Source organism: Azospirillum argentinense (genome assembly GCF_000632475.1).
Lineage (GTDB): Bacteria > Pseudomonadota > Alphaproteobacteria > Azospirillales > Azospirillaceae > Azospirillum > Azospirillum baldaniorum.
On the sequence record NZ_CP007793.1, the window covers coordinates 2988579 to 3008300 of the forward strand.

The window sequence follows — 19722 nt, forward strand, 5'->3', positions numbered from 1 at the left end:
GCCCGCCTTGATCGGCGGCCCGGCTGGCCTTAGGATGGCCGGCGTCTCACCACAGCAGGATGCGCAGAACGATGGATTTCAACCCGACCGCAACGTCCGTTCGTTTCGTCTTCGGGGAAATCCGCGTCCATGCCTGCTTCCATCACACTGCCCGCCATCACCCTGGCGAACCTGTCCTGGTCCACGCCTGACGGGCGTTCCGTCCTTTCCGACATCAGCCTCGGGTTCGGCCTTGAACGGACCGGGCTCGTCGGACGCAACGGCACCGGGAAATCGACCCTTCTCAAGCTGATGACGGGCGCGCTGAGCCCGCAATCCGGGACGGTGTCCGTCCGCGGCAGCCTGGGAATCCTGAATCAGAACCTGTCGGTGAGACCGGACGACACGGTGGCCGGGCTGTTCGGCGCGGCCGCCATGCTGGACCTGCTGCGCCGCGCCGAACGGGGCGATGCGGACGCCGACGCGCTGGCCGAGGTGGATTGGACGCTGGAAGGCCGCATCCGGTCGGCGCTCGGCCGGGTGGGGCTGGAGGCGGAGCCGGAGACGCCGCTGACATGCCTGTCGGGCGGGCAGCGCACGCGCGCCGCCCTGGCGGCGGCGATCTTTCCGGAGCCCGATGTCCTGCTGCTGGACGAGCCGACCAACGATCTCGACCGCGAGGGGCGGGAGGCGGTCGTCGGGTTGCTGGCCGCCTGGCGGGCCGGGGCGGTGGTGGTCAGCCACGACCGCGACCTGCTCGACCGCATGGACGCCATCGTCGAGCTGACCACCCTCGGCGCCACCCGCTACGGCGGAAACTGGAGCCATTACCGCGCCGCCCGGGCGCTGGCCCTCGACGCCGCCCGCCACGATCTGGCGGATGCCGAGAAACGCGTGGCGGAGGCGGCCCGGACGGCGCAGGCCACCGCCGAACGGAAGGCGCGCAAGGACCGGGCGGGCCAGCGGAAGGCGGCGAAAGGCGATCTGCCGCGCATCCTCCTCGGCGGACGGAAAGAGCGCAGTGAGGCCACTGGCGGCGACAACGCCCGCCGCGCGGCCCAGCAGAAGTCCGACGCGCTCGGCGCCGTGACCACCGCCCGCGCGCGCATCGAAGTCCTTCAGCCTCTGTCGGTCGTGCTGCCGCCCACCGGCCTTCCGCCCGGCCGGACCGTGCTGACGCTCGACGCCGTCACCGCCGGCTATGAACCGGGAAGGCCGGTCGTCCGCGACCTGTCCCTCACCATCACCGGGCCGGAGCGCGTCGCCGTCACCGGACCCAACGGGTCCGGCAAGACGACGCTGCTGGCGCTCGTCGCCGGCCATCGCGCCCCCTGGTCGGGGACGGTCCGCGTCGTTGCCGGTGCGGTGATGCTCGACCAGCGGGTGAGCCTGCTCGATCCGTCGGAAACGATCCTGGACAATTTCCGGCGCCTCAACCCGCGGGAAGGGGAGAACGCCTGCCGGGCGTCGCTGGCCCGCTTCATGTTCCGCGCCGACGCCGCCTTACAGCGCGTGTCGACCCTCAGCGGCGGGCAGACGCTGCGCGCCGGCCTCGCCTGCGTCCTCGGCGGCGCCGTTCCGCCGCCCCTGCTGATCCTGGACGAGCCGACCAACCACCTGGACATCGAGTCCATCGAAGCGGTGGAAGCCGGGCTGCGCGCCTATGACGGGGCGCTGCTGGTGGTCAGCCACGACGAGGCCTTCCTCGACGCCATCGGACTCACGCGCCGGCTGGACCTCACCAGTCCGTCAGGAAACGCTCCTTCGGCAGGTGGATGACCACCGACGTGCCGGTCCCCTCCAGCGAGCGGATCTCCAGCCGGCCGCCGTGGCGTTCCACCAGGGACTTGGCGATGGACAGGCCGAGCCCGATCCCCTCGAACCGGCGGGCCAGCGAGGAATCGCCCTGGAAGAAGGGTTGGAAAACGGTTTCCAAGCGGTCCTCCGGGATGCCGACGCCGCTGTCGAACACCTCGGCCACCAGGGCGCCCGCGGAATCGACGCGGGCCGACACGCCGATGCGCCCGCCTTCCGGCGTGAACTTGATGGCGTTGGACAGGAGGTGCAGCAACACCTGCTTCAGCGCCCGCGGGTCGGCGAGCAGGGGCGGCAGCTCGCTGGCGATGTCGGCTTCGACCTGCAGCTTGCCGCGCTCCGCCCGCTTGGCGACGAGACGGACGCAGGACACCACCACGTCGCGGAAGTCGCAGAGCGACTCCTCCAGACCGACCTGGCCGGCCTCGATGGTGGCCATCTCCAGCAGGTCGTTGATGTTGGCAAGCAGCAGCTCGCCCGACCGTTTGATCTCCGCCGCGAAGTTGACGTACATGGGGTTTTCCAGCGACCCCAGCATCTGCTGGTGGATCACGTCGGCGAAGCCCAGGATTCCATTCAGCGGCGTGCGCAGCTCGTGGCTCATGTTGGCGAGGAAGGCGGTCTTGGCGCGGTTGGCCAGCTCCGCCGCCTCCTTGGCCTCGATCAGCGCCTGCTCGGCGGCCTTGAAGGCGCTGAGGTCGCGCAGCATCGCGACGAAGACGTGGAATCCCGGCAGGTCGATCTCCGACAGGGACAGCCAGACGACGATGACGGTGCCGTCCCGCCGGATCGCCGTCACCTCCCGTCCGACGCCGATGACCTGCCGCACCCCCGTCTCCTTGTAACGGCGCATGTAGGAGGCGTGCTGCGCGGCCTCCTCCGGCGGCATCAGGATGGTGATGTGCCGGCCGGTCAGCTCGTCCGGGCTGTAGCCGAGGAGCAGTTCCGCCGCTTGGTTGGCGGCCAGGATGATGCCGCGGGCGTCCACGGTCAGGATGGTTTCGACCGCCTGCTCCACGATGGCGCGGTTGCGCGCCTCGCTGCGCTGGAGTTCCTCATCGGCGGCGCGGGCGGTCGTCACATCCTCGATCACCGCGGCGAGAGCGCGCACCCGCCCGTCGGGGCCGTGCAGGCAGGACGGGCGCATGGCGGCGCGCATCACCCCGCCGTCGGCGCGCAGGAAGCGCTTTTCGAAGGGGTCCGGCGCCGCTTCCCCCCGCATCACCCGGCCGAAGCGCAGGCTTTCCCAGGCCCAGTCCTCCGGGTGGGTGACGTCGGCCAGATGCCGGCCGGCCATGTCCTGCGGGCTGTATCCCAGGCTGCGGGCGAAGGCGGGGTTGGCGGCCAGAATGCGCCCGTCCGGTGCGGCCACGACCATGCCGACCGACGCGCTGTCGAAGATGGTGCGGAACAGGGCGTCCGTCACGCCATCCTGGGGCATCACGGACCCGACCTCGGCGGTCATACGATAATCCCGTCTGGTCAAGCCTGGCTTCGGGGCAACCCAGGCTGGATGGTAAGGGATTCGGCGTGGCGAAAGCGAACGCGAAACGTCCGGTTGCCGAAGCCGAAGGTGCGACCGATTAACCCACAAGGCAAATCAGGACGTTGCGACGCTTCTGCCGACCGTTCTACCGCCGCCGGGGAGCCACCCGCCGCCGCACCGCCGCACCGCCGCGGGCCGGCGCCTCGTCCAGCAGAAGGAGCAGCCGGTCCAGCGTGCCGTCGTCCAGGTCGTGGATGCGTTCGGCCAGCCGGTTCGCCAGCTCGGTCGCTTTCGGGTTGAGCCCGGCGGTGTCCACCGTCACCCGCGGGTGCGACAGGTCGGCCAGCCGTTCCAGCTCCTCCGCCTCGTCCCAGATGATGCCGAAATAGGCGCAGATCTGCCGGACGAGCTGGGCGGAGGGCTGGCCGCGCTTGCCATGCTCCAGCGCCGACAGATAGGCCGAGGAGATGTGCAGGTCGGCCGCCATCTGCTTGAGCGTCACGCTCTTGCCCTCGCGCAGGGCGCGGACCCGTTCGCCGAAGGGTGTCATCGCGGCCCCGTCCTACCGATGATGGTCGCGCCGCCGTTTGACGAGGACGTACAGCGCCCCTTCGCCGCCGTGCCGGGGCTGCGCCGGGCGCACCGCCAGCACCATCGGGCGCAGGGAGGCGTCGGCCAGCCAGCGCGGCACCGACTGGCGCAGCACGCCGACCCCGCCGGTGTAGGTCCCCTTGCCGGTGATGACCAGCACGCAGCGCCGCCCCTCGTGCCAGGCGCGGCGGACGAAGCCGGACAGCGCGCCGTGGGCCTGGTCCTGACTCATCCCGTGCAGGTCGATCCGCCCGTCGATCTCCATCTCGCCGCGCGCGAAGCGGTCGGCGGTGCGGCGGTCGATGTTGTCGAGATTGCCGACCTTCAGCGGCGGCTGCGACGGGCGCCCGCCCTTCGGCACACCGCCGCGTGGCGGCAGGGTGGGGGGTGGGGAGGCGGTGGTGGCGACCGGTTCCGGCTCGCCCGTGGGGGCGGCGGGAGGATCGGGGTCCTCGACGGTCCGGCCCGGCATCGGCTCCGCGTCGCGCATGGCGATCCGCCACAACCGCCGTTCCTCGGTGGAGACCGAGCGGCGGCGGCTCATGACGGGGACCTCGGCGCGGCCCGTCCGGGCGCGCGGGTCGAAGGGCAGGGCGGATCAAACACGGTGAAACACGGGTTCCGGCACGGACAACGCTCCGATAAACCCTTGAACGCTCAGCCGTGTCAATCCTCCACCAGCAGAATGTGAAGGCGCCGCGGCCCGTGGGCGCCCAGCTCGATCCGCATCTCGATGTCGCCGGTCCGCGACGGGCCGGTGATGAAGTTGACGGTGCGGGGCAGGGCGCCCTTTCCGCCATCCGTCGCCCCGGCGGCGCGCAGCCGGTCCCAGGCGTCCTCCATGGTGCCGACGATCTGGCCGCGCCGCAGCACGACGATGTGGGTGTCGGGCAGGAAGTTCAGCGTGGTCGGCCGCTCGGCCCCGGACAGCAGCATCAGCGTGCCGGTTTCCGCCACCCCGGCGAAGGCGCCGGTCAGCGACGCCCCGTCGCTGTCGCGGGCCCGCCCCTTGGTCACGGTCAGGGTCGGGCGCTGGTCCCAGGGGATGGCGTCCAGGGCGGCGTCCGGGGCGACGCGGACCTCGGCGGGCAGATTCAGCCCGGCCAGATAGTCGGCCACCGCCCCCGGCACCTCGGCCATTCCGCCCAGAAGCTCGACGGTGGCGGACACTTCCGTCGCCATGGCGGCGAACAGCTCGACCTGCTCGTCGTGGGGACGCTGGGCGCGGGCCGGGATCAGGTTGCGCGGGTGGGTGGCGAGCCTCTGGCGCGCCTCCTCCGACCCCTCGGCGGAGTTCAGCGCCTTGCGGATGCCGCCCAGGATCTGGGCGCGGGCGGAGCCGGTGTCGGCCATGGTCAGCGCATCCCCTTCTTTTCGGCCGCTTTCCTTTCGGCCCACATCTGCTGGAAGGTCCTGCCCTCCGGCGCCGGCATGTCGCGGTGCTGCGTCCAGCCCTGGGCCAGCGGCAGGCGGGCGAAGCGTCCCTTGCCGCGGCCCAGCATCCCCAACGCCCGCACCGCCATACGAGTGGCGGCGTGGTACAGCGCCGGGCGCCGGGCGAACCAGCCCCACAGGGCCAACCCCCGGCGCATGGCGGCGGGCTGGAGATTCTGTTCGAACTCCTTTTCCCGCCAGTGGCGCATCATCTTGGGCAGGGGGATGCGCATCGGGCAGACCGCCTCGCACCGCCCGCAGAAGGTGGAGGCGTTGGGCAAATGCCCGGCTTCCTTCACCCCCAGCAACGCCGGCTGCATCACCGACCCGATCGGTCCCGGATAGACCCAGCCGTAGGCGTGGCCGCCGACCGCGCCGTAGACCGGACAGTGGTTCATGCAGGCGCCGCAGCGGATGCAGCGCAGCACGTCCTGGAACTCGGTGCCGAGCAGCGCCGACCGCCCGTTGTCGAGCAGCACGACGTGGAACTCCTCCGGCCCGTCGAGGTCGCCGGGGCGGCGCGGCCCGGTGGAGAAGGTGGTGTAGGCCGACGCCTCTTGGCCCGTCGCGGAGCGCGCCAGCAGGCGCAGCACCAGCGCCGCGTCCTCCAGCGTCGGCACCACCTTGTCGATGGTGGCGATCACCACATGGACGCGCGGCAGGATCTGGGTCAGGTCGCCGTTGCCCTCGTTGGTGACGATGACGGTCGAGCCGGTCTCCGCCACCATGATGTTGGCGCCGGTGATGCCGACGTCGGCCTGCTGGAACTTGCGGCGCAGCACCTGCCGCGCTTCGGCGATCAGCACCTTGGGCTCGTCCAAGACGCGGTCCGCCGGCAGGTCGGTGTGGGCCTGGCGGAAGGTGCCCTCCACGTCCGCCTTGGACAGGTGGAAGGCCGGGGCGATGATGTGGCTGGGCGGCTCGCGGCGGAGCTGGATGATGTATTCGCCCAGATCCGTCTCGATGGGGGTCAGGCCGTTGGCTTCCAGATAGTCGTTGATCCCGATCTCCTCCGAGATCATCGACTTGCCCTTGGTGACGGTCTTCGCCCCGACCTTGCGGCAGATGCCCAGGATGGCGTCGCGCGCCTCCTGGTCGGTGCGGCACCAGTGCACATGGCCGCCCTGCTCGATGACCTTGCCCTCGAAGGCCTCCAGATAGGTGTCGAGGTTGGCCAGGACATGGTTCTTCAGGTCGCGGCCCTGGTCGCGCAGCGCCTCGAACTCCGGCAGCCGGTCGGCGGCCTGTTTGCGGCGGTTGACGAAACCGGCCGGCGCGATGGCCAGGACCTTCTGAAGCCGCTCGTCGCTCAGCGCCTTGCGGGCGTTCTCGGGGAAGGCGTGGGTGGTCGGTTGCATCCTCTTCACGCCTTCTCGCCGATGGGAGGGGTGTCGGTGACGCCGGCCAGCACCTCCGCGACATGGCGGACGCGGATGGCGGAGCCTTCGCGCTTCAGCTTGCCCGCCATGTTCAGCAGGCAGCCCATGTCGCCGGCCAGCAGCGTGTCGGCCTTCGTCTCCTTGATGTCCGCGGTCTTGGCCTCGACCATGCGGTTGGAGATGTCCGGGTACTTGACGCAGAAGGTGCCGCCGAAGCCGCAGCAGACCTCCGCCCCCGGAAGCTCGTTCAGCGTCAGCCCCTCGACCTTGGCCAGCAGGCGGCGCGGCTGCTCCTTGACGCCCAGCTCGCGCAGGCCGGAGCAGCTGTCGTGGTAGGTGATCGTGCCGTCGTAGCGCGCGCCGGTGTCCGTCACCCCCAGCACGTCGGTCAGGAAGGACACCAGCTCGTGCGTGCGTGCCGACAGGTGCTGCGCCCGCCCCGCCCAGGCCGGATCGTCGGCCAGAAGCTCCGGGTAATGCTTGCGGATCTGCCCGGCGCAGGAGCCGGAGGGGACGACCACGTGATCGAACCCCTCGAAGGCGGCGATGGTGCTGCGGGCGAGGTCGCGGGCGGTGGCGCGGTCGCCGGCGTTGAAGGCGGGCTGGCCGCAGCAGGTCTGGGACGCGGGCACCTCGACCGTGCAGCCGGCGTCCTCCAGCAGCTTCACCGCGGCGAAGCCGACCGTCGGGCGGTAGACATCGACGAGGCAGGTGACGAACAGCCCCACTCGGGGGGCGGGGCGGGTGTCGGCCATGGTGTCCTGTTCTTCTTGTGTGCTTATCCCCTCACGCTGGCGACTGTAGGTCGTCCTGTTGGGGATGGCAACGGGCCGGACCGGCGGCGTCCGGTCGCGGTACGCCGCTGGTCGAAGGGCCTCTGCACAACCAAAAGTAAAACGGTCGAACATACAGAAAGCGAAACAAACAATGGGGCAGGCATGCTTTCTGTTTCAAAAAGATGGAAAACGTTTTTACCAAAATGAAATCTAAATTCACATATCATCCGTATACGAAAACAGACCGGCCGATCAATTCGGTCATGGGGATCGTCTGGAAGTTGTAGCGATTATCGTGTGAGGGGAGGGGGAAGTCGATGAGTCTGATGGGATTTTTCCGGGGTGGGTCCAAGGACGGCAACGGGCGCGGCGCTGAACTGGCCGAGCTGACCGAAGCGCTCGACCTCTACGGCAACCACGCCGGCGTCGGCCTGTGGGACGCGGTGTTCCACAACGGCGACCCGGCGCATCCGCAGAGCCGCTGGACCTGGTCCGGGCAGTTCCGCCGCCTGCTCGGCTTCGAGGGCGAGCAGGATTTCCCGAACCTGATGACCTCCTGGTCGGACCGCCTGCACCCGGACGACAGCGCCCGCACCTTCGCCTCCTTCGGCGCCTTCCTGGCCGACGCCAGCGGCCGCACGCCCTTCAACGTGCGCTACCGCGTCAAGATGCGCGACGGCTCCTACCGCTGGTTCCGCGCCATCGGCGGCTGTCGGCGCAACGCGGCCGGCGTGGCGCTGCGCGCCTGCGGCTCGCTGATCGACGTCCAGGAGGAGGAGGAGATGCGCCAGCGCGCCGGCTCCCTCGCCGCCGACTTCGACGTGAAGGTCAAGAGCGTGGTGCAGGCGGTGTCCGGCAGCTCGGCCGACATGCAGGGCGTGTCGCGCCAGCTCGGCGCCCTGTCGGAACGGTCGACCCGCCAGAGCGCGGAGGCCGCTGCCGCCACCGCCCAGGCGGCGTCCAACGTCCAGGCGGTGGCGGCCGCCGCCGAGCAGCTCTCCGCCTCCATCGGGGAAATCGGCCAGCAGGTCGAGCGGTCGGTCGCCATCGCCCGCGAGGCGGTGTCGCGCACCGAGCAGATCGGCGGCACCGCCGACAGCCTCGCCCAGTCGGCGCAGCTCATCGGCGACGTGGTCAAGCTGATCCAGGGCATCGCCGGCCAGACCAACCTGCTGGCGCTGAACGCCACCATCGAGGCGGCGCGGGCCGGCGAGGCCGGCAAGGGCTTCGCCGTGGTGGCGAGCGAAGTGAAGAGCCTCGCCAACCAGACCGCCAAGGCGACCGAGGACATCTCCGCCCAGATCGCCGGCATCCAGGCGGCGACCAACCAGACGATCGGCGCCATCCAGGGCATCGGCGAGACGATCCGGTCGATCAACGAGATCTCCACCACCATCGCCTCGGCCGTGCAGGAGCAGGCGGCGGCGACCCAGGAGATCTCCAACAACGTCGCCCAGGCCGCCCGCGGCACCGACGAGATCGCCCGCAGCATCGAGGCGGTGAGCGTGGCGGCGAACGAGACGGCGCAGGCCTCCACCCTCGTCATCCGCTCCTCCTCCGATTTGTCCGGCCAGTCCGACAGCCTGAAGCATCAGGTCGAGACCTTCCTGCAGGCGCTGAAGGCGTCCTGACGGACAGCCGGCGCGGGGAAGGGGGTTCCCTGCGCCGGCCCTCTATCGACGTCCCATTGTTCAGGCCACCAGGGTCACCGCAATCGTGCACATGACGACGCCGATGCCGGTGTCGAGCGCCCGCCACGCGCCGGGCCGGGCGAAGACGGGCCGCAGCAGGCGCGCACCAAAACCCAGCGCGAAGAAGAACAGGAGGGACGCGGTCATCGCCCCCAGCGCGAAGGCGTGCTTGCCCTCGGCGAACTGGGTGGACACCGACCCGACCAGCACCACCGTGTCCAGATAGACGTGCGGGTTCAGCCAGGTCAGCGCAAGGCAGGTCGCCAGTGTCGCGCCGAACCCCGCCGGAACCGCCGAAGCCGGGTCCAGCGCGCCGCCCGCCCGCCAAGCCGAGCGGAAGCTGCGCAGCCCGTAGACCAGCAGGAAGGCCGCCCCGGCGTAGCGGGTCGCCGTCTCCAGCCAGGGCAGCCACTGGGCGGCCTGGGCGAAGCCGCCGACCCCGGCCAGGATCAGCAGGGCGTCCGAGACCGCGCAGGTCGCGCAGACGGCCAGCACATGCTCCCCGCGCAGGCCCTGGCGCAGCACGAAGGCGTTCTGCGCGCCGATGGCGACGATCAGGCTGAGACCCAGCAGAAGGCCGGGAAGGAAGGCGGTGAGCATGGCGGCCCCATTCGTTGGCGATATCGGTGGTGGAGGCCGTTCCCCTACCATCGCCGCCCGGATTAGAATAACTAAAGTCCCTTATCCTGATTAAGGAACGCTAATCTTGCTGGACTACGCCCTGCTCGCCGCGCTGGCCGCGGTGGTTCGCACCGGCAGTTTCGAGCGGGCGGCGCAGCAGCTCCACGTTACCCCCTCCGCCGTGTCGCAGCGGGTGAAGCTGCTGGAGGAGCGGATGGGGACGATTCTGGTGGTGCGCGGATCGCCCTGCACCGGCACCCCCGCCGGCCTGCGGCTGAGCCAGCACGCGGAGCGGGTGGCCCTGCTGGAGAGCGAGCTGCGCGACGGGCTTCCCGGCGTGCCGCAGGACGGGCCGGCGGTCACCGTGCGCATGGCGGTCAACGCCGACAGCCTCGCCACGTGGTTCGTCGCCGCCATGGCCGGGACGCCGGACGTGCTGTTCGACCTCGTCCTCGACGACCAGGAGCACAGCGCCGACTGGCTGCGCCGGGGGGAGGTGCTGGCGGCGGTGACGTCCGGCGCCCAGCCGGTGCAGGGCTGCGACAGCACCCCGCTGGGTGCCTTGCGCTACGTGGCGACGGCCAGCCCGGACTTCCTGCGCCGGCATTTCCCGGACGGGGTGGAGGCGGCGGCTTTGGCGCGCGCGCCGCGTCTGACCTACAACAGCAAGGACCGGCTGCAGACGCAGTGGACCCGGCAGGCCTTCGGGGTGGAGATCGCCTCGCCGACCCACTGGATGCCCTCCACCCACGCCTTCGTGGACGCGGCGCTGGCCGGGCTCGGCTGGGGCATGAATCCGGAGCCGCTGGTCGCCGAGGCTCTGCGCGACGGGCGGCTGGTGGCGCTGGTGCCCGACCAGCCGCTCGACGTGCCGCTGTTCTGGCAGCGCAGCCGCATCGCCAGCCGCACCCTGGCCGACATCACGCGCTCGGTGTTGACGACGGCGCGCGCCCAGTTGACGCAAGTGTGACGCCTGAAGCGGATTGCGATCCGCTTTGGACCGCGACTGCGGTCCCGGTCGCACATGCGACCGGAGCCCGCCGGCGAATGAGGCGATGTGAACCGCTAAAGCGAACGGAAGTTCGCTTTAGCGGTTCGCCGCCGGCACCATCATGCTCGCCAGGAAGAGGGCGGCGGCGGCGACCACGATGCTCGGCCCGCCCGGCAGGTCCCAGTTCAGCGAGGAGAGCAGGCCGCCCAGCACCGCGGCGATCCCAAAGACCGAGGCCAGGGCGGCCATCGCCTCCGGCGTGCGGGAGAAGCGCCGGGCCGCCGCCGCCGGGATGATGAGGAGCGAGGTGATCAGCAGGATGCCGACGATCTTCATCGCCGCCGCGATGACCAGCGCGATCAGCAGCATGAAGGCCAGCCGCAGCGCCTCCACCGGCATGCCCTCGACCCGCGCCAGATCCTCGTCCACCGTCACCGCCAGCAGCCGCCGCCACAGCAGCAGCAGCCCGCCCAGCGCCGCCGCGCCGCCGGTGTAGATCCAGGCCAGATCGCCGGTGGTGACGCTCAGGATGTCGCCGAACAGATAGGCGACCAGATCGACGCGCAGCGTCTCCAGGAAGGCGATGGCGACGAGGCCCAGCGACAGCGACGAATGCGACAGGATGCCCAGCACGGTGTCCGTGGCCAGCGCGCGGCGCCGCTGCAGCCCGACCAGCGCCAGCGCCAGCGCGACGCAGACGCCGACCACGCCGATCAGCGGGTTGACGCCCAGCAGGAAGCCCAGCGCCACCCCCAGCAGGGCGGAATGGGCCAGCGTGTCGCCGAAATAGGCCATGCGCCGCCACACCACGAAGGACCCCAGCGGGCCGGCGACCAGCGCGATGCCGCAGCCGGCGGCCAGCGCGCGCAGAACGAAATCATCCATGGCAGCAATCCCCGTCATGGCCGGGCACCACGGCGCCGTCGCTGGCGTGCGCGTGGTCGTGGTGGTGGACATAGACGGCCAGCGCGTCGGCGTGGCCGCCGAACAGCGCGCGGTATTCCGGGTGGCGCCGCACATCCTCCGGCGCGCCCTGGCAGCAGACATGGCCGTTGAGGCAGAGCACGCGGTCGGTGCGGGCCATCACCGTGTGCAGGTCGTGGCTGACCAACAGCACGCCGCAGCCGCGGGTGCGGCGCAGCGTCTCGATGCGCCCGAACAGCTCGGCCTGCCCATGGACGTCCACCGCCTGGTCGGGCTCGTCGAGGACGAGAAGCTCGGGATCGCCCAGCAGGGCGCGGGCCAGCAGCACCCGCTGCATCTCCCCGCCGGACACCGTCTGGACCGGGCTGGCGGCGAGATGGGAGACGCCGGCCTCCTCCAGCGCCGCGGTGATGCGCGCCTCGGTCACCGGGCGCCACAGCGCCAGGAAGCGGCGGACGGTCAGCGGCAGGGTCGCGTCGACGGTCAGGCGCTGCGGCATGTAGCCGATGCGCAGGCCCCGGCGGCGCTCCACCACCCCGGACGAGGCGCGGACGAGGCCCAGCACGGCGCGCACCAGCGTCGTCTTGCCGGCGCCGTTGGGGCCAATCAGCGTGACGATCTCACCGGGCCGCACCTCCAGATCCACGCGGTCGAGGATCGTCCGCCCGCCCAGCCGCACCGTCAGGCCCTTGGTGTCGACCAGGGGAGGGGCCAGGGCCGGGGACGAGACTGACGAACGCGCCGCGTGGGGGGCCGCGTGATGGGCTCCATGATGGATTGACATGTTATGTTATAACGTGACATTGCTGGAAACGAAGACAGCTATGCGCCGGAAAGACCCGGCTGTCCAGTCAGACGATGAGGAACCCACCCATGCGTGCCGCGATGCGCCCCCTGCCGCTCCTTGCCCTTGCTGCAACCCTCGCCGCCGCCCTTTCCGCCAGCCCGGCGCTGGCCGAAGCGCCGAAGGTCGTCGCCTCGATCAAGCCGGTCCATTCCCTGGTCGCCGCGGTGATGGAGGGGGTGGCGGAGCCGACGCTGATCGTGCGTGGCGCGGCGTCCCCCCACACCTACGCCATGAAGCCGTCGGACGCGAAGGCGCTGGCCGCCGCCGACCTCGTCTTCTGGATCGGGCCGGAGCTGGAGGGATTCCTCGACAAGCCGGTGACGGCGACCGCGAAGAAGGCCACGTCCGTTACGCTTCTGGAGGCGCCGGGCGTCACCCTGCTCGACGCCCGCGAGGGCGGCGCCTGGGAGGCCCACGACCATGGGCATGAGCACAAGCACGATCACGGGCACGACCATAAGCATGACGACAAGCACGACCATGAGGACGAGCACGGGCATGACGAGGTGAACACCCACATCTGGCTTTCCCCCGCCAACGCCCGCGCCATGGTCGCGGCGATCGCCGAGGCTCTGGCGGCCAAGGACCCGGCCAACGCCGCCGCCTACACCGCCAACGCCGAGCGCACCACCCGCTCCATCGACGCGCTCGACGCGGAGCTGAAGGCAACGCTGGCTCCGGTGGCCGGCAAGCCCTTCGTCGTCTTCCACGACGCCTATCAGTATTTCGAGGCGCAGTACGGCCTGAACGGCGTCGGCGCCATCACCGTCAACCCGGAACGCCGCCCCTCAGCCAAGCGGCTGTCGGAGATCCGCGCCAAGATCGGCGGCCTCGGCGCCGCCTGTGTCTTCGCCGAACCGCAGTTCGAGCCGGCGCTGGTCAACACCATCGTCGAGGGCACCCCGGCGAAGAAGGGCGTGCTCGACCCCGAAGGGGCGGACCTGAAGGACGGCCCCGGCCTCTACCCCGCGCTGATGCGCAACATCGCCGCCTCGCTGAAGGATTGCCTGGGGTCCTGACGCGTCTCGGCGCTTAAGCCTTGCCCCCGGCTGTGCTAGACCCGTGTCGGAATTCTCCCAGGGAGGCAGGCATGAAGATCGGGGTCGTCGGGTGCGCGGGGCGCATGGGGCAGATGCTGGTGCGCGAGATCGCCGCCACGCCGGGCTGCACGCTGGCCGGCGGCACGGAGCGGGTGGGCGGCCCCGCGCTCGGCAAGGACATCGGTGTCCTCGCCGGCCTCGAACCGCTGGGCGTCGTCGCCATTGAGGACACGGCGGCGCTGTTCGCTGAGGCCGATGCGGTGATCGACTTCACCAGCCCCGACGCCAGCGTCCGGCACGCGGCGCTGGCCGCCCAGTCGGAAACGGTGCTGGTCATCGGCACGACCGGCATCGGCCCGGCCCAGCAGGAGGCCATCGCCCAGGCCGCCACCCACACTCCCATCGTCCAGTCGCCGAACATGTCGCTGGGCGTCAACCTGCTGCTGGCGCTGGTCGAGCAGGTCGGCCGGGCGCTGGGCGACGACTACGACATCGACATCCTGGAGATGCACCACCGCAACAAGGTGGACGCGCCCTCGGGCACCGCGCTCGGCCTCGGCCGGGCGGCGGCGGCGGGGCGCGGGGTGGCGCTGGAGGATGTCTGGCAGAAGGTCCGCGACGGCCACACCGGTGTCCGCCCGCGCGGCGAGATCGGCTTCGCCACGTTGCGCGGCGGCGACGTGATCGGCGACCACACCGTGGTTTTCGCCGCCGAAGGCGAGCGGGTCGAGCTGACCCACAAGGCGTCGGGCCGCCAGATCTACGCCAAGGGCGCCGTCCGCGCGGCGCTGTGGGCCAACGACAAGCAGCCGGGCCTCTACAGCATGAAGGACGTGCTGGGTCTCTGACCGGTCAGGCTGCCCCTCAAGCGGCCGCCTCGTCCTCCGGCATGGCGTGCCCCTGCTCCCAGGCGAGCAGGGCGCGCTTGCGGGGGACGCCGTAGCGGTAGTTGTGGATGATCCCCGACTTCTGGATCACCCGGTGGCAGGGGATCAGCACGCAGACCGGGTTGCGCCCCACCGCGGCCCCCACCGCCCGCATGGCGGTCGGCTGGCCGATGGCGCGGGCCACGTCCTCATAGGACACGACGGCGCCGGAGGGGATGCGCAGCAGCGCCTCCCACACCTTGATCTGGAAATTGGTGCCCTTCATCAGCAGGCGCATAGGCTCGCCTCCTGCGGAACCGTCCCAGCGGAAGGCGCGGGCGGCGACCGGGCGGGTGGCGTCGGCGTCCTCGACCAGACGGGCGGCCGGCCAGGCGGCGGCCATCTCGGCCAGCGCGTCGCGCCCGTCCTCCTCCTCGGCGAAGCTCAGCCAGCAGACGCCGCGCTCGGTGGCGGCGACCAGCGACGGGCCGAAGGGGGTCGGGTGCAGGCCCCAGCGGATGGTCAGTCCGCCGCCCAGCGCCTTGTACTCGCCCGGCGTCATCGCCTCGCAGGCGACGAACAGGTCGTGCAACCGCGACGGGCCGGACAGGCCGACGTCCAGCGCCACGTCCAGCACGCTCTGGTTCGCGGCGAGCAGACGCTTGGCGTTGTCCAGCGTCAGGAACTGCAGGAAGCGCTTCGGGCTGATCCCCGCCCATTGGGTGAACAGCCGCTGGAAATGGAAGGGGCTCATGCCGGCGACCGCGGCCAGCTCGTCCAGCCCCGGCTGGTCCTGCCAGTGGTCCACGAGATGGCGGATGGCGGTGGCGATGGCACGGTGGCGCCGCGCGTCGACTGGGTCTTCGGCGGGGTTCAGGCACGGCATGGCGTTCTCTCCCAGGCTCCATGACCGGCGCAGGATGCGCCGTCGGAGCGGGCCGACCAACCCGTTTCTTGCGCAACGCGCCTCGCGGTCAGGGCACCGGTTCGGGATGGCAGGGGGCACGGCGCCACAGGGCCAGCGCGCCACGCAGCGCCTTGGCGAAGTCCGCCCGCTCGTCCGGCGTCAGGAAGGCGCCGACGGTCACCGACTGCCCGTGCGAGGTGAGGGTCACCCGGCCGCCGTGCCGGGGTGGGCCGTCCAGGGTGACGCGCAGCCAGTTGGGCTGAAGGCTCCAGCGCCGCTCCGGCTTGTTCCAGACGACGCGCTGGACGGTCAGGTCGGCGTCGGTCAGGCGCACCCGCTCGTACAGTTGGGCGGCACGGTTGTTGACGCGGAAGGCCAGCCAGAGGATCAACACGTCCAGCCCGCAGAAGGGCACCACCGGCCACGCCCCGTTGGCGGCGAAGATGCCGGCGATCAGCAGGTTGACGAGAATCACCACGCCCATCAGGACACGGAACCCGTGCCGACCCAGACTGCGGTGCGGGTGCAGGATCGCGTCGAAGAAGACGCGGGAAGCCGGGGGCAGATTATGACGGGCCATGGTCATGCACACAAACTGGTGTGGCTTGGGCGCGGGTTCCAGCCGTCCTGTTTGCATGGACGGCCAGGGTCCCGCTATGCTGCGCGCCATGAAGCCCGCCGCCGTCCAGGAATTCTTCCGCCGCCTCAGCGCCGCCAACCCGGAGCCGAAGAGCGAGCTGGAATACATCAATCCCTACACCCTGCTGGTCGCCGTCGTGCTGTCGGCGCAGGCCACCGATGTCGGCGTCAACAAGGCCACCGGCCCGCTGTTCCAAATCGTCACCACGCCGCAGCAGATGGTCGATTTGGGGGAGGAGCGGCTGCGCGGCTACATCAAGACCATCGGCCTGTTCAACACCAAGGCCAAGAACGTCATCCGGCTGTCGGAAATCCTGATCGCCCAGTATGGCGGCGAGGTGCCGCGCGACCGCGAGGCGCTGGAAACCCTGCCCGGGGTCGGGCGCAAGACCGCCAACGTGGTGCTGAACGTCGCCTTCGGCGAGGAGACCATCGCGGTGGACACCCACATCTTCCGCGTCGGCAACCGCACCGGCCTTGCCCCCGGCAAGACGCCCGACGCGGTGGAGGCCAAGCTGCTGAAGGTGGTTCCCAAAGCCTACCGCCGGCACGCCCACCACTGGCTGATCCTGCACGGCCGCTACGTCTGCAAGGCCCGCAAGCCCGACTGCCTCGTCTGCCCGGTCAGCGACCTGTGCGGCTTCAAGGACAAGGTCCTGCCGGCCGCCGTGGTGTGAGGCGCGGCGCGATGTTTCCCGTGAAACGCCGGAAATCCCCGCAAAAAGAAAAAGCCCGGCGAGGGATCGATCCCCGCCGGGCTTGATCGCGAAACCGCGTTTAACGGCGTTTAGCCGTCGACCACGATGGGGTCGAGCGCAGCCGGCGCCGGGGCCGCTTCCGCCGGGACGGCGGGGGCCGCGGCCGGCTTGGCCGCCGGGGTGTATTTGCCGATCTCGCCGTTCAGCAGGGCGCCGGCCTCGACCGCCAGCTCGCCATACTTGATCGAGCCGTTGATCTTGCCGGTGGAGCGCACGGTCAGGCGGCCGCGCACGATGATGTCGCCCTCGAAGCGGCCGCCGATGTCGGCCTCGTCGATCTCCACGGCGCCCTTGAACAGGCCGGTTTCGGCGATCTCGATGGACCGGCCGTCGCGCAGCTTGGCCTCCACCGTGCCTTCCACGACCAGCACGTCACAGGACCCGATCTCGCCGTTCAGGGAGATGTCGCGGCCGACGATCAGGCGGCGCTGGTCACTGGCGAGCGGAGCGGTGGGCGCCGGGGCCGGAGCGACCGGCGCGGGGGCGGCGGCGGGCGCCGAAGCCGGGGCGCCGTACCCGTCGGGACGGCGCGGCGCGGCACCCGGCAGGTCGACGGTGCGGCGCGGAATGTCCGTCGGCTTGTAGCTCGAACCGGGGATCGGGGCGCCGGCCGGCGGCTTCGGGGTGCTCGTGTTCATCTCGGGTCCCTTGGAGGAAAACGGCTCGGGTTGCGGCGTGCGGCCGGCCGGGGCGGGGCCGGTCGGCGGATTCGTCGCGGACGGGTTGCTCAGGGAGGCGAGCGGCGACACCGCCGCCGTGGGTTCGGCGGCGCCCGCCTGCGGTGCGGCCGGGGTGGCCGGGTCGGCGCTTTGGGTCTTCGGCGCACCGACGGGCGGATTCTTTCGTCCGAACAGCATGAACGTTGATCCCCAGGTCAGTCAGGTCGTGAAGGTTGGCAGGTCGTCGAGGTCGGGTCATCGGAGGCGGTGTCGCATGACCGGGCCCGACCGACAGCAGCCAAAAGACCACCCCGCCGGGGTAACACGGTCATCCGGCCGGCCGCAAGTGGGCTTTGGTGCACGGTCGGGGCCGCACCGCACCGCGGTCCGTCACGGCCCTTCCCGGCGGGAAAGGCCGGTCATGGACCCCGTCATGGAATGGTAGATGTGGACCATGAAGGCGCTCGCGATCACCGGCACCAGCAGGTTGACGAAAGGAATTGTCGAAAGAAAGGCAATTACCGCACCAGCCAAAAATGGTTTCAACGGATTGGAGCGCCGCAGAAACCCCGCCTCCTTCCGTCCCATCCGCCGGATCGCCACCATCTCGAAATATTCGCGGCCGAGAAGATAGCCGTTGGCGGTGTAGAAGATCAGCAGGTTCAACCCCGGCACCATCAGATACAGGGGCAGGGCGAACAGATTGACCAGCAGGACGATGGCGAAAAAGCGCAGCGCGGTCAGCAGTTCTTCGCCAAGGCCGGTCTGGCGGGGTGGCGGCAACTGGGGATAGTGGCGACGCTCCACCGCCTGCACCACCTCGTCCAGGAAGAAGCTGGACACCATGCCGACCGTGGCGGGAAACAGCACCCAGGCCAGCACCAGCACGGCCAGCCCGCCCAGCACGTCCAGAACCCCGTCCACCCAGGCGTAGCCGGTCAGCGCCGTGTGGAACAGCGCCCACCACACGGCCCCGGCCAACAGGGCGAAGGCCGCGATGGCGGACAGCACGCCGATCCACACGACGCGGCGGGACGCCGGGTCGGAAAGCTGTCCGATGGCGAGAAGCAGGGCGCGGATCATCCGGACTCTCTCTACGATAGGGCCGTTGCGGCCAAGCGACGCTTATCTACGACGGCGGGCCGTTCCATTCCAGGGGGCCTTGCGCCGCGCTTGAGATGTGAAGGCGGACCGCTATACTCGCGCCCGGTTTTCCTTCGCGGTCCAGACACCGCATTTCACCAGCAGCTCAAGGAGCGCCCATGGCCACGGCCGAATTCGACGTCACCGGCATCGGCAACGCCATCGTCGACGTGATTGCCCATGCCGACGACGCCTTTCTCACGGCCAACGGCATCGAGAAGGGGGCCATGACGCTGATCGACGCCGCCCGCGCCGAGGAGCTGTACGGCCGCATGGGTCCGGGCATCGAGGTGTCGGGCGGCTCCGCCGGCAACACCATGGCCGGCATCGCCTCGCTGGGCGGCAAAGGCGCCTACATCGGCAAGGTCCACGGCGACCAGCTCGGCCAGGTCTTCCGCCACGACATCCGCGCCGCCGGCGTGCATTTCGAGACGGCGGCCGGCCATGGCGGCGCCCCGACGGCGCGCTGCCTGATCCTGGTGACGCCGGACGCCCAGCGTTCCATGAACACCTTCCTCGGCGCCTGCGTGGAGCTGGGGCCGGAGGACATCGACGAGGCGCTGATCGCCAACTCGCAGGTCACCTACCTGGAAGGCTATCTGTGGGACCCGCCCCGCGCCAAGGAGGCCTTCCGCAAGGCGGCGTCCGCCGCCCACGGCGCCGGGCGCAAGGTGTCGCTCTCGCTGTCCGACAGCTTCTGCGTCCACCGCCACCACGCGGAGTTCCTGGACCTCGTCGAGGGCCATGTCGACATCCTGTTCGCCAACGAGCATGAGATCACCGCCCTCTACAAGACCGACCGCTTCGAGGACGCGCTGGAAGCGGTGAAGCGTCTCGGCAAGACCGCCGCCCTGACGCGCAGCGAGAAGGGCGCCGTCATCGTCTCCGGCGGCGCGGTGGTCGAGATCCCGGCCGCTCCGGTCGCCCGCGTGGTCGACACCACGGGGGCCGGCGACCTCTACGCCGCCGGCTTCCTCTACGGTTTCACCCGCGGGATGGCCCCGGCGGTGTGCGGCCGCATCGGCGCGCTGGCCGCTGCGGAGATCATCAGCCATGTCGGCGCCCGCCCGGACGTCGTGCTGGCCGATCTGTTGCCGGATCTGCTGAAGGATGCAGGCGTTCCGGCCTGATTGCCGCAAGACGGCCTGTGAGGTATAAGCTGGCGGACCTTCCCGT

Annotated in this window: 20 protein-coding genes; 7 read left to right on the forward strand and 13 right to left on the reverse strand. The window is 70.5% G+C overall.

Features of this window, described 5'->3' with window-relative positions:
* The first annotated feature begins 129 nt into the window (after nucleotides 1-129).
* A complete protein-coding gene (locus ABAZ39_RS13905) occupies nucleotides 130-1758 on the forward strand; it encodes an ABC-F family ATP-binding cassette domain-containing protein (RefSeq protein ID WP_038530238.1) in 1629 nt (542 codons plus the stop codon).
* Here the strand turns inward: ABAZ39_RS13905 and ABAZ39_RS13910 are convergent.
* The 6 genes from ABAZ39_RS13910 to ABAZ39_RS13935 form a co-directional block, all read right to left on the reverse strand.
* Entirely contained in the window at nucleotides 1718-3259 is a 1542-nt protein-coding gene (locus ABAZ39_RS13910) for a sensor histidine kinase (RefSeq protein ID WP_051658033.1), read from the reverse strand. The genes ABAZ39_RS13905 and ABAZ39_RS13910 overlap by 41 nt on opposite strands.
* A 166-nt stretch (nucleotides 3260-3425) precedes the next feature.
* Nucleotides 3426-3830: a helix-turn-helix domain-containing protein gene (locus ABAZ39_RS13915; RefSeq protein WP_038530241.1), complete on the reverse strand. Its 405-nt coding sequence runs from the start codon at nucleotides 3828-3830 to the stop codon at nucleotides 3426-3428.
* A gap of 12 nt (nucleotides 3831-3842) precedes the next feature.
* Nucleotides 3843-4415 carry a Smr/MutS family protein gene (locus tag ABAZ39_RS13920; protein WP_038530243.1) on the reverse strand — a complete coding sequence of 191 codons (573 nt, stop codon included), beginning with the start codon at nucleotides 4413-4415 and terminating at the stop codon, nucleotides 3843-3845.
* 122 nt (nucleotides 4416-4537) lie between these two features.
* Nucleotides 4538-5224 carry a LutC/YkgG family protein gene (locus ABAZ39_RS13925; protein WP_038530245.1) on the reverse strand — a complete coding sequence of 229 codons (687 nt, stop codon included), beginning with the start codon at nucleotides 5222-5224 and terminating at the stop codon, nucleotides 4538-4540.
* Between the two features lie 2 nt (nucleotides 5225-5226).
* Nucleotides 5227-6663 carry a LutB/LldF family L-lactate oxidation iron-sulfur protein gene (locus ABAZ39_RS13930; RefSeq protein ID WP_038530248.1) on the reverse strand — a complete coding sequence of 479 codons (1437 nt, stop codon included), beginning with the start codon at nucleotides 6661-6663 and terminating at the stop codon, nucleotides 5227-5229.
* 5 nt (nucleotides 6664-6668) lie between these two features.
* On the reverse strand, nucleotides 6669-7439 hold the full coding sequence (locus ABAZ39_RS13935) for a (Fe-S)-binding protein (RefSeq protein ID WP_038530250.1): 771 nt from the start codon (nucleotides 7437-7439) through the stop codon (nucleotides 6669-6671).
* 338 nt (nucleotides 7440-7777) lie between these two features.
* On the opposite strand from ABAZ39_RS13935, the gene ABAZ39_RS37510 reads away from it, so the two are divergent.
* Complete coding sequence (locus ABAZ39_RS37510) at nucleotides 7778-9091, forward strand: methyl-accepting chemotaxis protein (protein WP_103039963.1); 1314 nt, start codon at nucleotides 7778-7780, stop codon at nucleotides 9089-9091.
* Between the two features lie 60 nt (nucleotides 9092-9151).
* On the opposite strand, the gene ABAZ39_RS13945 is transcribed toward ABAZ39_RS37510, so the two are convergent.
* Nucleotides 9152-9751, reverse strand: coding sequence for a LysE/ArgO family amino acid transporter (locus ABAZ39_RS13945; protein WP_038530252.1), 600 nt, complete (start codon nucleotides 9749-9751; stop codon nucleotides 9152-9154).
* Nucleotides 9752-9857: 106 nt separating this feature from the next.
* Between ABAZ39_RS13945 and ABAZ39_RS13950 the strand changes: the two genes are divergently transcribed.
* Entirely contained in the window at nucleotides 9858-10742 is an 885-nt protein-coding gene (locus ABAZ39_RS13950) for a LysR family transcriptional regulator ArgP (protein ID WP_038530255.1), read from the forward strand.
* A 117-nt stretch (nucleotides 10743-10859) separates the two neighbouring features.
* Here ABAZ39_RS13950 and znuB read toward each other — a convergent pair whose 3' ends face one another.
* Together znuB and znuC are read right to left on the reverse strand one after the other, a co-directional pair.
* Nucleotides 10860-11648 (reverse strand): zinc ABC transporter permease subunit ZnuB, encoded by a 789-nt coding sequence (gene znuB, locus ABAZ39_RS13955; RefSeq protein WP_038530258.1) that lies wholly within the window; start codon nucleotides 11646-11648, stop codon nucleotides 10860-10862.
* On the reverse strand, nucleotides 11641-12471 hold the full coding sequence (gene znuC, locus ABAZ39_RS13960; RefSeq protein ID WP_198824881.1) for a zinc ABC transporter ATP-binding protein ZnuC: 831 nt from the start codon (nucleotides 12469-12471) through the stop codon (nucleotides 11641-11643). Before znuC ends, znuB begins: the two co-directional genes overlap by 8 nt.
* An 89-nt stretch (nucleotides 12472-12560) precedes the next feature.
* Here znuC and znuA point away from each other — a divergent pair, with 89 nt between their 5' ends.
* Together znuA and dapB are read left to right on the forward strand one after the other, a co-directional pair.
* Nucleotides 12561-13553, forward strand: a complete 993-nt coding sequence (gene znuA, locus ABAZ39_RS13965) for a zinc ABC transporter substrate-binding protein ZnuA (protein ID WP_103039962.1) — start codon at nucleotides 12561-12563, stop codon at nucleotides 13551-13553.
* Nucleotides 13554-13624: 71 nt separating this feature from the next.
* Nucleotides 13625-14422, forward strand: coding sequence for a 4-hydroxy-tetrahydrodipicolinate reductase (gene dapB, locus ABAZ39_RS13970; RefSeq protein ID WP_014238885.1), 798 nt, complete (start codon nucleotides 13625-13627; stop codon nucleotides 14420-14422).
* Nucleotides 14423-14438: 16 nt separating this feature from the next.
* On the opposite strand, the gene ABAZ39_RS13975 is transcribed toward dapB, so the two are convergent.
* A complete protein-coding gene (locus ABAZ39_RS13975; protein WP_038530261.1) occupies nucleotides 14439-15326 on the reverse strand; it encodes a bifunctional transcriptional activator/DNA repair enzyme AdaA in 888 nt (295 codons plus the stop codon).
* 88 nt (nucleotides 15327-15414) lie between these two features.
* The gene (locus ABAZ39_RS13980; protein WP_247881594.1) at nucleotides 15415-15927 is read right to left on the reverse strand and encodes a DUF2244 domain-containing protein; all 513 of its coding nucleotides are present in this window, start codon (nucleotides 15925-15927) and stop codon (nucleotides 15415-15417) included.
* A gap of 88 nt (nucleotides 15928-16015) precedes the next feature.
* On the opposite strand from ABAZ39_RS13980, the gene nth reads away from it, so the two are divergent.
* Nucleotides 16016-16663 (forward strand): endonuclease III, encoded by a 648-nt coding sequence (gene nth / locus ABAZ39_RS13985; RefSeq protein WP_038531590.1) that lies wholly within the window; start codon nucleotides 16016-16018, stop codon nucleotides 16661-16663.
* A gap of 110 nt (nucleotides 16664-16773) precedes the next feature.
* On the opposite strand, the gene ABAZ39_RS13990 is transcribed toward nth, so the two are convergent.
* Nucleotides 16774-17601 (reverse strand): bactofilin family protein, encoded by an 828-nt coding sequence (locus tag ABAZ39_RS13990; protein ID WP_038530265.1) that lies wholly within the window; start codon nucleotides 17599-17601, stop codon nucleotides 16774-16776.
* 192 nt (nucleotides 17602-17793) lie between these two features.
* The gene (locus tag ABAZ39_RS13995; protein ID WP_038530267.1) at nucleotides 17794-18486 is read right to left on the reverse strand and encodes an EI24 domain-containing protein; all 693 of its coding nucleotides are present in this window, start codon (nucleotides 18484-18486) and stop codon (nucleotides 17794-17796) included.
* 179 nt (nucleotides 18487-18665) lie between these two features.
* On the opposite strand from ABAZ39_RS13995, the gene ABAZ39_RS14000 reads away from it, so the two are divergent.
* Nucleotides 18666-19676 carry an adenosine kinase gene (locus ABAZ39_RS14000; protein ID WP_038530269.1) on the forward strand — a complete coding sequence of 337 codons (1011 nt, stop codon included), beginning with the start codon at nucleotides 18666-18668 and terminating at the stop codon, nucleotides 19674-19676.
* Nucleotides 19677-19722: the final 46 nt, after the last annotated feature.